The 12907-nt window shown below is 72.0% G+C and carries 11 protein-coding genes; 6 read left to right on the plus strand and 5 right to left on the minus strand.

What is annotated here, in order from left to right; translation table 11 throughout:
* The first annotated feature begins 77 nt into the window (after positions 1-77).
* A complete protein-coding gene (locus OO70_RS12030; protein WP_043668225.1) occupies positions 78-704 on the plus strand; it encodes a YigZ family protein in 627 nt (208 codons plus the stop codon).
* Between the two features lie 41 nt (positions 705-745).
* On the opposite strand, the gene OO70_RS12035 is transcribed toward OO70_RS12030, so the two are convergent.
* Positions 746-2704, minus strand: a complete 1959-nt coding sequence (locus OO70_RS12035) for a protein kinase domain-containing protein (protein WP_234336828.1) — start codon at positions 2702-2704, stop codon at positions 746-748.
* 144 nt (positions 2705-2848) lie between these two features.
* Between OO70_RS12035 and OO70_RS12040 the strand changes: the two genes are divergently transcribed.
* The 3 genes from OO70_RS12040 to OO70_RS12050 all read left to right on the plus strand — a co-directional run bounded on the left by OO70_RS12040 (position 2849) and on the right by OO70_RS12050 (position 8068).
* Positions 2849-3664, plus strand: a complete 816-nt coding sequence (locus OO70_RS12040; protein ID WP_043668231.1) for an SDR family NAD(P)-dependent oxidoreductase — start codon at positions 2849-2851, stop codon at positions 3662-3664.
* 101 nt (positions 3665-3765) lie between these two features.
* A complete protein-coding gene (locus OO70_RS12045; RefSeq protein WP_043668234.1) occupies positions 3766-4929 on the plus strand; it encodes an exonuclease SbcCD subunit D in 1164 nt (387 codons plus the stop codon).
* Positions 4930-5077: 148 nt separating this feature from the next.
* The gene (locus OO70_RS12050; protein ID WP_043668236.1) at positions 5078-8068 is read left to right on the plus strand and encodes an AAA family ATPase; all 2991 of its coding nucleotides are present in this window, start codon (positions 5078-5080) and stop codon (positions 8066-8068) included.
* On the opposite strand, the gene OO70_RS12055 is transcribed toward OO70_RS12050, so the two are convergent.
* Positions 8062-8508: an Lrp/AsnC family transcriptional regulator gene (locus OO70_RS12055; RefSeq protein ID WP_043668240.1), complete on the minus strand. Its 447-nt coding sequence runs from the start codon at positions 8506-8508 to the stop codon at positions 8062-8064. The two genes, OO70_RS12050 and OO70_RS12055, sit on opposite strands and share 7 nt — an antisense overlap.
* Positions 8509-8642: 134 nt before the next feature.
* Here OO70_RS12055 and OO70_RS12060 point away from each other — a divergent pair, with 134 nt between their 5' ends.
* Complete coding sequence (locus OO70_RS12060; RefSeq protein WP_051741124.1) at positions 8643-9122, plus strand: rhodanese-like domain-containing protein; 480 nt, start codon at positions 8643-8645, stop codon at positions 9120-9122.
* A gap of 3 nt (positions 9123-9125) precedes the next feature.
* Here OO70_RS12060 and OO70_RS12065 read toward each other — a convergent pair whose 3' ends face one another.
* Positions 9126-9920: an ATP-grasp domain-containing protein gene (locus OO70_RS12065; protein WP_043668246.1), complete on the minus strand. Its 795-nt coding sequence runs from the start codon at positions 9918-9920 to the stop codon at positions 9126-9128.
* 75 nt (positions 9921-9995) lie between these two features.
* Here OO70_RS12065 and OO70_RS12070 point away from each other — a divergent pair, with 75 nt between their 5' ends.
* The gene (locus OO70_RS12070; protein ID WP_043668249.1) at positions 9996-10514 is read left to right on the plus strand and encodes an immunity 21 family protein; all 519 of its coding nucleotides are present in this window, start codon (positions 9996-9998) and stop codon (positions 10512-10514) included.
* A gap of 168 nt (positions 10515-10682) precedes the next feature.
* Here the strand turns inward: OO70_RS12070 and OO70_RS12075 are convergent, their stop codons facing one another.
* Positions 10683-12374, minus strand: a complete 1692-nt coding sequence (locus OO70_RS12075; protein WP_043668252.1) for a DUF885 domain-containing protein — start codon at positions 12372-12374, stop codon at positions 10683-10685.
* A 33-nt stretch (positions 12375-12407) separates the two neighbouring features.
* Entirely contained in the window at positions 12408-12902 is a 495-nt protein-coding gene (locus tag OO70_RS12080) for an Lrp/AsnC family transcriptional regulator (RefSeq protein ID WP_043668255.1), read from the minus strand.
* Positions 12903-12907: the final 5 nt, after the last annotated feature.

Raw genomic sequence — 12907 nt, forward strand, 5'->3', positions numbered from 1 at the left:
GACGAGCGAGTATCCCCCACATCGTCACCCGCACCCGGACCGGGGGCGACCGACAACACTGCGCATAGGCTGGCCGGATGCAGGACGAGTACCGCACAGTGGCCCGCCCGGGCGTGCACGAGACCGAGGTCAACCGCTCCCGCTTCCTGTGCGCCCTCGCCCCGGCGGCCACCGAACAGGAGGCCCAGGCCGTCATCGCCCGCATCCGCAAGGAGCACGCCGACGCCACCCACAACTGCTTCGCCTACGTCATCGGCGCCGACGCCGCGATCCAGAAGGCGAGCGACGACGGCGAACCCGGCGGCACCGCGGGCGTCCCCATGCTCCAGATGCTGCTCCGCCGCGACATGCGGTACGTCGTCGCCGTCGTGACCCGCTACTACGGCGGCGTCAAGCTCGGCGCGGGCGGCCTCATCAGGGCGTACGGCGGCTCGGTCGGCGAGGCCCTCGACGCCCTCGGCACGATCACCCGCCGCCGCTTCCGGCTGGCCACGGTGACCGTCGACCACCAGCGGGCCGGCAAGGTGCAGAACGACCTGCGCGCCACCGGCCGCGAGGTACGGGACGTCCGCTACGGCGAGGCGGTCACCATCGAGATCGGTCTGCCGGACGCCGATGTGGACGCCTTCCGGGGCTGGCTCGCCGATGCCACGGCAGGGACGGCGGGGCTGGAGCTGGGCGGCGAGGCGTACGGAGACGCATGACCCTTCAGGAGTCCTGACGTCTCACGGTTTCTGACGTCGCGTCAGGAGCGCCATGTCCAGGCCTGGTTGGAGTTGCCCGCGCAGCCGAACCCTTGCACCGTCTGTCCGTCCTTCCCGGTGCCGGAGGCCTCGGCGTCCAGACAGAGACTGCCCGGGACGGTGACCAAGGTCCCGCCGCTGCCCAGTCGCCACTTCTGGGCGCTCTGCCCGTCGCAGCTCCTGGCCCGCATCTTCTGGAAGTTCTGGCCGACCGATCCGGCGTCGGCATCCAGGCAGGAGTGGGTGCCCTGATTGACCACCAGATACTGGGAGTTGCTGCCGGGCACGTGATACAGCGCCCACCTCTGGGCGGCCGTGCCGTTGCACCCCCACACCTGTACGGCGCCGGCGCGGGTGTCGAGGCACCGGGCGACATCGACGGTGTTGACGCTCTCGGTGACGGTCACCGAACCGGACCTGACCGGCCCGCGCTTCGTGCCGTACAGCAGCTGCGCGGTCTGCGCGTCGACCGTCCCGCTCGCGGCGGTGCCGGCCTCGTTCTGGAAGGCATTCACCGCGTCGACCGTCGCCTCCCCGAAGTCGCCGTCGACCGTGACGTGCAACCCGTAGCCCGCGAGGAGGAGTTGGAGCGCCTTCACACAGTCGCCGTGGGAGTGGGAGGCGAGTTCGGCGACGCACGAGGCGATCCGGATGTCGAGGCCCGCGGGGTCCTGGGTGGCCGGTGCCCTCGTCGGGCTCTGCGACGCCCCGTTCCCCGACCCCGGCAGGGTCGCGGCGGAGGTTGGTGAACGGCTCGTCGCCGAGGGCGAGTTCGCCGGTACGACGGCCGCCGCCGAGGGCGCCTCCGGCCCGGCACCGGCCGACGTTCCGGTGTCGTCGTCGTGGTGCAGCAGCAGCGTCGCGGTGATGCTGCCGGCGACCAGGACGGCCGCCGCGGCGACCGCACCCACGATCAGCTTCCGGCGATTCCCGGGCGCGCTTCCCTGCTTGCCGGGCGCGGCGGGCGGTTCCGGCGGTGCTGCGGCGGGACCGGCCGCCGGCCGCTCGACGCGGAAGGGTCTGCGCTTGGGGGCGACGCGGGGCGGACCGCCGACCGGCGCGGCCAACTGGTGTCCGATCGCCGTCCTGAACACGGCTTCGGGCAACGGCCGTTGTGCGGGGTCCTTGTCCAGACAGGTGCGGATGAACGCGGCCAGGTCGGCGTCGACGCCCGCGACCTTGTCGAGGACTTCCTCCCGGGGCGGATCGAACGCCACCCGGTGCAGCACGTCGACCCCCGTGCCCTCGCCGAACGGCGCCTCCCCGGCGACGGCGTAGGTGAGCGTGGAGGCCAGCGAGAAGACGTCGGAGGCGGCGGTCACCTCCTGGCCGCGGACCTGCTCCGGGGACATGTAGGCGGGGGTGCCCACGTTCTGGCCCGTGGCGGTGATCGAGGTGCCGTCGCCGGCCTGGACGACGCCGAAGTCGATGACGCGGGCGCCGTCGGCACCCAGGATCACGTTGGACGGCTTGAGGTCGCGGTGCACGATCCCGGCACGCCAGATCGCCTCGATCGCCCGTCCCACGTCGGCCAGCAACCGCCAGGCCGCCTCCACATCGACCGGTCCGCGCGCGTCGACCAGCTCGGCGAGCGTGGGCCCGGGTATGTACTCGGTGGCGACCCAGACGAGGTCTTCCTCACAGCCGCTGCCCAACAGCCGTACGATGTGCGCCCCTTGGATCCGGCCCAGCGCACCCACCTCGCGCTCGAAACGCTTGCGGAACTGCGGGTCCTCCGCGTACTCGGGCCGGATCACCTTCACGGCGGCCGGGCCCGTGGCGCCGGTGGCGTCGCGGCCCAGATAGACCCGGCCCATCCCGCCGCTGCCGAGCACCGACATCAACCGGTACGGGCCCGCCTCCCTGGGGTCGTTCTTCCGCAACGGGACGACGGGAGGCGGTTCCATCCCCGCCGCCGCATAGGCGATCGTTTCGGACCGACCGCGGTACTCGACTGGCATGGGAACCCTGTGTCTCTCGCGTGGTGCGTGTGACGCGAGATTAGCGCAGCAGGTGTGTGGGACAAGGGAGTTGAGGGTTTCCTGTCGCCGGTGGCGGCCCGCGTACCATCACCTTCTCCCAGCACACGAGGAGCACCGACAACCATGGCCGACGAACGGGTCGTCATCGTCACCGGCGGAGGAACCGGCATCGGCCGCGCGACCGCACGGCTGCTGCGCGCCGCCGGACACCAAGTCGTCATCGGCGGCCGACGCCCCGAGCCGCTGCGCGAAGTCGCCGAGGAGACCGGCGCGTCGGCCCACCCCGTCGACATCACGGACCCGACAGCCGTACGCGAACTGGTCGACACGACCGTCGCGCACTTCGGCAGACTCGACGGCCTGGTCCTCAACGCCGGTGTGGGACGCGGCGGTTCGGTCGGAGACCTGACGGACGAGGCCTGGGACACGGTGATGCGCACGAACGTGACCGGCCCCTTCCAGCTGATGCGCGCCGCGCTCCCGCACCTGCTGGAGACCCGCGGCGCGGTCGTCGCCGTCGCCTCGGTCTCCGCCCTGCGCAACGGAAGCGGCAACGCCGCCTACGCGACCTCCAAGGCGGCCCTCCTCCAACTGTGCCGTTCCCTGACGGTCGACTACGGCCACCGGGGGCTGCGCGCCAACACGGTGTGCCCCAGCTGGGTCCGCACGGAGATGGCCGACCGCCGCATGACCCGCTTCGCCGAGGAGGCGGGACTGGAGGGCGGGGTCGAGGAGGCGTACGACGAGGCGACCCGGCTGATCCCCGCAGGACGCCCGGGCGATCCCGCCGAGGTCGCCGAAGCGATCGCCTGGCTGCTCTCGCCGGCCGCGTCCTTCGTCAACGGCGCGGTGCTCACGGTCGACGGCGGGGTCACGGCACTGGACCCGGGAGGGGTGGCGTTCGACTTCGACCTCCGGCGTCGGGACGGCGGTCACTGATCCGCACATTGCGGATATATCCGGCGATAAGGCCCCGAAGGAGTGGGAACTCCGAGGTCAATGGTGGATCAGGGGCCGGCAGGCGCTAGCGTGGTGGCTCCATGAGACTGCTGCACACTTCCGACTGGCACCTGGGCCGGGCGTTCCACCGCGTGAACATGCTCGACGCCCAGGCCGACTTCGTGGGCCACCTCGTCACCACCGCGCGGGAGCGCGACGTGGACGCGGTGGTCGTGTCGGGAGACGTGTACGACCGGGCGGTGCCGCCGCTGGCCGCCGTCGAGCTGTTCGACGACACCCTGCACCGGCTCGCGGACCTGGGCGTGCCCACGGTGATGATCTCCGGGAACCACGACTCGGCCCGCCGCCTCGGCGTCGGCGCGGGACTGATCGACCGCGCGGGCATCCACCTGCGCACCGATCCGTCCGCCTGCGGGACGCCCGTGGTGATCCCGGACGCGCACGGCGACGTGGCCTTCTACGGGCTGCCCTATCTCGAACCCGCCCTGGTGAAGGCCGAGTTCGGGGTGGAGAAGGCCGGGCATGAGGCAGTGCTCGCCGCCGCCATGGACCGCGTCCGCGCAGACCTGGCCGCCCGTGCGCCCGGCACCCGTTCCGTCGTCCTCGCGCACGCCTTCGTCACCGGCGGCGAGGCCAGCGACAGCGAGCGGGACATCACCGTCGGCGGAGTCGCCGCCGTACCGGCCGGAGTCTTCGACGGCGTCGACTACGTGGCCCTGGGTCACCTGCACGGCTCCCAGACCATCACCGAACGTGTCCGCTACTCGGGCTCGCCCCTCCCGTACTCCTTCTCCGAGGCAGACCACCGCAAGAGCATGTGGCTCGTCGACCTGGACGCCGCCGGCACCGTCACCGCCGAGCGCCTCGACTGCCCGGTGCCACGCGAACTGGCCCGGATCCGGGGCCCGTTGGAGGAACTGCTCGACGACCCCGATCTCGCGCGGCACGAGGAGGCGTGGGTCGAGGCGACGCTCACCGACCCGGTGCGCCCGGCCGACCCCATGGTCCGGCTCACTGAGCGCTTCCCCCACACGCTCAGCCTCGTCTTCGACCCCGAGCGGTCCCCTGACGACCCCGATGTGTCGTACGCCAGACGCCTCGCGGGCCGCAACGACCGGGAGATCGCCGACGACTTCGTGGCCCATGTGCGCGGCGCCGGACCCGACGGGGACGAACAGGCCGTGCTCCAGGCCGCGTTCGACGCGGTGCGCGCGGACGCGGTCGTGCGGGAGGTGACGCCGTGAACGTGCGGCGTGGGGGAGAAGGGGGAAGTGGCGCCGTGAGGGTGCCGTGTGCGGGAGAAGGGGAGAGCGGCGCCGTGATCGTGCGGTGCGCGGGAGAAGGGGGAGGCCGCGCTGCGAGCGCGCGGCCCTCGGCAGGAGAGGGCGTGCGATGAGGCTGCACCGGCTCGACATCACCGCCTTCGGTCCCTTCGGCGGCTCCCAGACCGTCGACTTCGACGAACTGTCGTCCGCAGGCCTCTTCCTCCTGCACGGGCCGACCGGCGCCGGCAAGACCTCCGTCCTCGACGCCGTGTGCTACGCGCTCTACGGCTCGGTGCCCGGCGTCCGTCAGTCCGGCCAGGGCATGACCCTGCGCAGCGACCACGCGGCGGCCGCCACCCGCACCGAGGTCAGACTCGAACTGACCGTCTCCGGGCGGCGGTTGGAACTCACCCGGCAGCCGCCGATGGAACGCCCCAAGAAGCGCGGCACCGGCAGCACGCTGGACAAGGCACAGAGCTGGCTCCGCGAGTACGACGCGACGGCCGGAGTGTGGAAAGACCTCAGCCGCTCGCACCAGGAGATCGGCGAGGAGATCACCCAGCTGCTCGGGATGAGCCGGGAGCAGTTCTGCCAGGTCGTGCTGTTGCCCCAGGGGGAGTTCGCGCGTTTCCTGCGCTCCGACGCCGAGGCGCGCGGAAAGCTGCTCGGCCGGCTCTTCGACACCCACCGCTTCGCCGAGGTCGAGAAACGGCTGGCGGAGCGACGGCGTGCCACCGAGGCACAGGTCCGTGAGGGCGACGCCGAGTTGCTCGCCGACGCCCACCGTATGCAGCAGGCCGCCGGTGATGCCATGGAGCTGCCGGACCTGGCTCCGGGCGAACCCGGCCTCGCCGACGAGGTGTTGGGCGCGGCGGCCGTCGCCCGCAGCACCGCACGCGAGCAACTGGCCATCGGGCACAGCCGACTCGCCGCCGCCGAGTCCGCGCAGGCCGCCGCCGACCGGGAGCTGGCCGACGTACGCGAACTGGCGCGCCTGCAACAGCGGTTCACGCAGGCGCGGGAGCGGGCCACGCTCATGGAGGAGCGGTCCGACGGCTACCGGCAGGCGCAGGCGCGGATGGAGCGGGCGCGGAAGGCGGAAGCGGTGGCGCCGGCGCTGGAGTTGCGGGACGCCGCCGATGCCGAGCACCGGGAAGCCGCACGGGCCGAGGGACACGCGCGTGACCTGCTGCCGGAGACCTTCGCGGGTGCCGGAGCGGCCGGCCTCGCCGCCGCCGCACGCCGGGCCGCCGAGGAACTGGGCGGACTGGAGTCGGCCCGCCGCGCCGAGCAGCGGCTCGCCGAACTCGGCTCGGAGCGCGCCGAGTTGGACCGGCAGGAGCGCGCCGACGAGGACGTACGGCAGGAGGCCGAGGCCTGGCTCGCACAATGGGACACGACCCGGGCGGGACTTCAGGCGCGGATCGAGTCGGCCCAAGAGGCCACCACCCGGGCCGAACAGCTCGCCGTGCAGCGCGATCCCGCCGAGCGACGGCTCGGGGCGGCCCGGCAGCGGGACCAGTTCGCCGGTGACACGGAGGACACCCAGCGGCAGGTGCTGCTCCTGGGCGACCGTGCCCTGACGGCTCGCGCCCACTGGCTCGACCTCAAGGAACAGCGCCTGAACGGCATCGCCGCCGAACTCGCCGCCCACCTCACCGACGGCGAACCCTGCGCCGTCTGCGGCGCCACCGAACACCCCGCGCCCGCCCGCAAATCCGCCGGACACGTCGACCGCGCGACGGAGGAACAGGCCCTCACCGCCCACCAGCGCGCAGAGGAACAGCGCACCGAGGCCGAGCGCCGCCTGGGCGTCGTACGGGAAGCCCTGGCCGCCGCCACCGCCGAGGCCGGCGACACGCCTACCGATCAACTCGCGGACGAGGTCGCCGAGTTGGAGCGGCTGTACGAGCAGGCGCGCCAGGACGCGTCCTGGCTGCACCCGGCCACCGAGGAGCTGCGCCGGGCCGAGCAGGAGCACGAGCGGCGGACCGCGGTCCAGCAGCAGGCTGCCCTCCGTACCGCCTCCCGCACGAGCCTCCGCGACACCCAGGACCGCGAAAGAGCGTCCCTGGAGCAGGAGTTGACGCACGCGCGGGGCACCGCCGACAGCGTGGCCGTGCGCGCCGCCCAGCTGGAGCGGCAGGCCACGCTGCTCACCGACGCGGCCGACACCGCACGCGCCGCCGAGGACACCGCGCAGCGCCTCAAGGACGCCGACGCCCGCCTCGCCGACGCCGCTTTCCGTGCCGGGTTCGACACCCCGCAGGCCGCCGCCGACGCCCTCCTCGACGACAACGCCCATCGCGAACTCCAACGGCGCCTGGACGCCTGGCAGTCGGATGAGGCCGCCGTACGGGCGGTTCTGGCGGAGGCCGACACGGCGGCAGCCGCGCAACAGGCCCCCGCTGACCTGGACTTGGCGGAGCGCGCCGCGACCGCGGCCGGGCAGCGGACGCGTGACGCGGCCTCCGCGCGCGACGCGGCGGCCCGGCGCTGCAAGGAACTCGACCGGCTCTCCGCCCGATCGGCGGCCGGCGCACGTCAACTCGCCCCGCTGCGCGAGGAGTACGACCGGGTGGCCCGCCTCGCCTCCCTCACCGCGGGCACCTCCGCCGACAACGAACGCCGGATGCGCCTGGAGTCGTACGTCCTCGCCGCCCGGCTGGAACAGGTGGCCGCCGCCGCGACCGTACGGCTGCAGCGCATGTCGTCCGGCCGCTACACCCTCGTCCACTCCGACGACCGGGCCGGGCGCGGCCGTAGCGGACTCGGGTTGCATGTCGTCGACGCGTGGACCGGGCGGGAGCGGGACACGGCGACGCTGTCCGGCGGGGAGACGTTCTTCGCGTCGCTCGCCCTCGCGCTCGGGCTCGCGGACGTGGTCACCGACGAGGCCGGCGGGGTCCGGCTCGACACCCTCTTCATCGACGAGGGCTTCGGCAGCCTCGACGAGCAGACCCTCGACGAGGTCCTCGACGTCCTCGACTCCCTGCGCGAACGCGACCGCAGCGTCGGCATCGTCAGCCATGTCGCCGACCTGCGCCGGCGCATCCACGCGCAGCTGGAGGTCGTGAAGGGCCGAGCGGGGTCGGCGGTACGGCAGCGCGGTCAGTGACCCAGCGGCCGGCGGGGCAGCGGTGAGGAGTAGACGACGCTGGTGGTGACCGAGCCGAGCGCGCCGATCCGCCCCGACACCTCCTCCAGGTGACGCATCGAGCGGGCCGCGACCTTGATCATGAAGCAGTCGTCGCCCGTGATGTGATGCGCCTCCAGAATCTCCGGCGTCACCGCGACCAGGTCGTGGAAGGGCTTGTAGTTGCCGTTCGGGTAGCGCAACCGCACGAACGCCAGGATCGGCAGCCCCAGCCGCTCCGGGTCCACGACCGCCGCGTACCCCTGGATCACCCCCGCCTCCTCCAGCCGCCGCACCCGCTCGGTGACCGCGCTCGCGGACATCGAGACCGCCCGGGCCAGCTCGGCGAAACTGGCCCGGCCCTCCCGCTGGAGGACCTCGAGGATGCGCCAGTCGGTGGCGTCCGGGGAATACATGGTCATCCCTGAGGAATAGCAGGGAGATCCCCGGCCGATCAAGAGGTACGCCGGGGATCATGCCTTCAACGAGCCGATCGGCGGCCGTAGATTTCTGGCCGTAGAGACACCTCAGAGACACCTCGGTGAAAGGCCGGACCATGAGCAGCACCACCGTCGTCAACCCGGTTCTACGGGTCGCCCCCGCCGCCCCGTCGGCAGCCGCCGCCCACTTCCGCGCGAGCCTCGCCTTCCACGCCGACGTCTCCGACGTGGCCGCCGCACTGGCGCTGGGCGGCGACCCCGGCTTCGTCGTCCTCGACTCACGCTCCACCGAGTCCTGGGACCAGGGGCACATCCCGGGTGCCGTCCACCTCCCTACCGCGCTCGTCCCGGAACAGGCCGAGGGGCTCCTCGACAAGTCGGTGCCGGTGGTGACGTACTGCTGGGGCCCGGGCTGCAACGGCGCCACCCGAGCCGCTCTCGCCCTCGCCGAACTCGGTTACCAGGTCAAGGAGATGCTCGGGGGTTTCGAGTACTGGGTGCGCGAGGGCTTCGAGTTCGAGACGCGGGAGGGGCGGGAGCGGCGCGCGGCTGATCCGCTGACGGCGCCGGTGGGGGCGGAGGAGTGCGGTTGTTGAGTCTCAGTCCCGGATCACGGTGGGCAGTGGACGGAGGAAGGGGTGGTCCGGTGCGGTGAACTCCTGTGCCGGGCGCGCCGCTTGCAGGACGACGTCGAGGGTGGCGTCGGGGTCGCAGGCGTAATGCCCGCTCGCCCAGGCCGCGTTGGCCTCTACGACAGCCCAGTTGCCGTCTGTCAGCCGCCCGATGTCGACCACGATCGCCGACGGCAGCCCGTGGTCCACGGTCACGCGGCCGGCGAAGTCCAGCACCTCGTCCCGGAGCGGGTCCTCGGTGAGCGGGACGACGTCCAGCTGACCGTCCGTCAAGTACCGGCTGCCGGTGCGGACTTCGCCGTCCAGCACGAAGAGCCGGTACTCCACGGCGAAGGTCACGATGTCGCTCACCAGCACCGCGATGTCGTCGTCGACCGCGTCGGGGCCCGGCAGCCGGCTGCCGTCCGGGTAGATCCGCGCGGGGAAGCTCTTGTCGTTGGGCGGCTTCACGAATGCCGGGCGGCGCAGCTGCCGTGCCTCGGCGAGCGTGGTGAACTCGACGTCCCTGTACGTGAGTTCGTACGGCAGCCGGGTCAGCCAGTCCGGCGGTGCCTCCACCAGCCCGAGGCCCAGCTCCCCGGCCACGGCGTCCGCGAACAGTGGCCCGGCGTACAGCGAGGCCCCGGCCGCGCCGCGTGACTCCACCGGAACCCGCCAGTCGCGCAGGACTTCGACACGCATACCGCGCCGCCGTGCCGCGTCAGCGAGGGCGTGTCCCGTCGCGGTGACGCGAGGGGAGAGGAAGAGGGTGCGGGTGTTCATGGGAGACGAGCATGGCTGATGTGAAGGTCGGGCGACATCGAATATGTGCGGTCGCTGTGCGTGTAGGTTCTGCCCATGGCGCGATACGCGGAGCCGGGCACGGCGGTGCAGTGGGTGGAGTCGGGCGGCGGGCCGCTCATAGCGGTGCCGGAGACGGTGCTGCCGTTCTGGACGGGAGCCGACGGCGATGAACTGGCCTCGGACTACGACCGGGCGTGCGAGGTCGGCGGATACGTCGGCCTGCTGCCCGTAGGGGACAGCGCGGCCCTGGTCCTCGGGGACGATCCCGCGTCGACCTCCTTCCTGCCGGACCACGGCACGTTCGTACGCTGGTGTGCCGCGAACTCCGAGGACGACGTACTCGCCGGAGTGCCCACCGCGCTCGCCACCGCGATCTGGGAGAACGAGGTGCAGTGGGACGTACCCGGAACGGTCGTCCTGTTCGACTCGGCGTGGCCCGGGCGGGATTCGGAGGGCACCGAGCATCTGAAGGTCGAGCTGGAACCGGGGCGCTACGCCGTCCGCGCGGGGCAGGCCCAGCCGGGCCCGGAGACCTGGCTCGGACTCGTCCAGCTGCGGCGGCTCTCGAACTGACCACCCAGGGCGAGGACTTCGACGGGCCGCATACCGAAGTCACGTCCTGGCCCGGAGACTTCGACGGGCTGTATCCCGAAGTCACGTTCCGGCCTGGAGACTTCAGCGACCGAGCCCCGAACTCCGGGACCCGGCCGCCGACATGTCACACCGTGCGGTGGAGCGTCGTCAGAGCTGTGACAACTCGTCCACCAGATCGTCCAGTCCCAGCGAACCCTGCGACAACGCGGCCATGTGCCACGCCTTCAGGTCGAAGTCGTCGCCGTGCCGCCGCCGCGCGTTCTCCCGGCCCAACAGCCAGGCCCGCTGGCCGAGTTTGTAGCCGATGGCCTGGCCCGGGATCGTGAGATAGCGGGTCAGCTCGCTCTCCACGAAGTCCGCCGGACGGCTGCTGTGCGCCCCGAAGAACTCCTGGGCCAGCTCCGGCGTCCACCGCTCACCGGGGTGGAACGGCGAGTCCGCCGGAATCTCCAGCTCCAGGTGCATGCCGATGTCGACGATGATCCGGGTGGCCCGCATCATCTGCCCGTCGAGGAAGCCGAGTCGCTGCTCCGCGTCCTCCAAGTAGCCCAGCTCGTCCATCAGTTGCTCCGAGTACAGCGCCCAGCCCTCGGCGTTGGCGCTGACCATGCCGACGGACGTCTGATAGCGGGACAGGTTCTCGGAGACGTGCGTCCACTGGGCGAGTTGGAGGTGATGGCCGGGGACGCCCTCGTGGTACCAGGTCGAGACGAGGTCGTAGACCGGGAACCGGGTCTGTCCCATCGTCGGCAGCCAGGTGCGGCCCGGCCGGGAGAAGTCCTGCGAAGGGGACGTGTAGTACGGCGCCGCCGCGCTGCCCGCGGGGGCGATGCGCGACTCCACCCGCCGTACCCGCTCGGCGAGTTCGAAGTGGGTGCCGTCCAGTTCCTCGATCGCCTTGTCCATCCGGCCCTGGAGCCACTCGCGGACCTCCTCGACGCCCTCGATGTGCCGACCGTGCTCGTCGAGGTGTGCGAGCGCCACCCACGGGGTCTCGGCGCCGGGCAGGATCTTCTCGGCCTCCCGCTTCATCTCGCTGAGCAGCCGGTGGTACTCGGACCAGCCGTACGCGTACGCCTCGTCGAGGTCGAGCTCCGTGCCGTTGTAGTAGCGGGCCCACCGCGCGTACCGCTCACGGCCCACCGGGTTCGGCGCGCCCTCGATCGTCGGCGCGTACACGTCGCGCATCCAGTCCCGCAGCTCCACCACGGCCGCGGTCGCCTCGCGGGCGGCCTCGTCCAGCTCGGCGCGCAGGGAGTCGGGCCCGGCCGAGGCGAAGTCCTCGTACCAGCCGCGCCCCTGACCGTCCGTGTCCGACCATTCGGTGAGCTGGCCGATGAAGGTGGCCGTCGGGCGCGGACCCGCGAACAGCTTGCGGTCCAGGCCCAGTTGGAGGGACTCGCGGTAGCCGGCGAGCGCGGTGGGTACCGCGCGCAGCCGTTCGGCGATCGCGGCCCAGTCCTCGTCGGTCTCCGCGGGCGTCAGCGTGAACACGTCGCGCACCCCGTGCGGGGGTGTGTGCATGTTGCCGACCTCGCGCAGTCCCTCCTCGGTGTCGTGGACGCCGAGCGCGGCGGTCAGCCGCTCGCGCAGCAGGCGCGCGCAACGGCGCTCGACGTCCCTGTCCGCGCCGGGTTGGCGCTCTGCCTCGTCGAGCTTCGCGAGGGTTGCCCGCTGAAGCTCCGCGAGTCGCTCCTGACCTGCGGGGGAGAGGTCGGGCAGGCGGCTCGAACTCTCCTTCACGCCGAGATACGTACCGATGACCGGGTTGAGGGCGATGAGGTCGTCGACATAGGCGTCGGCGACCTGCCGGGGCAGCGGAGTGTTGGTCTGCGACATGGGGACCATCCTCATACGCGGAACTTCTCTCCGTCACCCCGATTCAGCTACGGGCGTGGCAGGCGGCAGCAAAGGCCCGCAGTCCCACTGCTGGAAGATCAACCGGGTCTCCACCCGCGCCACTTCACGCTGTGACGTGAACTCGTCCAGAACCAGCCGCTGCAGGTCGGCCATGTCCGCGACGGCCACATGGACGAGATAGTCGTCGGGCCCGGTCAGATGGAACACGGTCCGCGACTCCGGCAACACCCGGATCCGCTCCACGAACGGCCCCACCAACTCCCGCCGATGCGGCCGCACCTGCACCGACAGCAGCGCCTCAAGACCGCGCCCCAACTTGGCCGGATCGAGCCGCAGTTGATGCCCGAGGATCACCCCGGCCCGGCGCAGCCTCGCCACCCGGTCCAGACACGTCGACGGCGCGACCCCGACCTGCGCCGCGAGATCGCGATACGTCGCCCGGGCGTCGTTCTGCAACAACCGCAGCAGATGGAGATCCACCGGATCCAGTACGACAGATTTGGTCATCCATC

It is taken from the genome of Streptomyces xylophagus, from assembly GCF_000716435.1.
GTDB lineage: Bacteria > Actinomycetota > Actinomycetes > Streptomycetales > Streptomycetaceae > Streptomyces > Streptomyces xylophagus.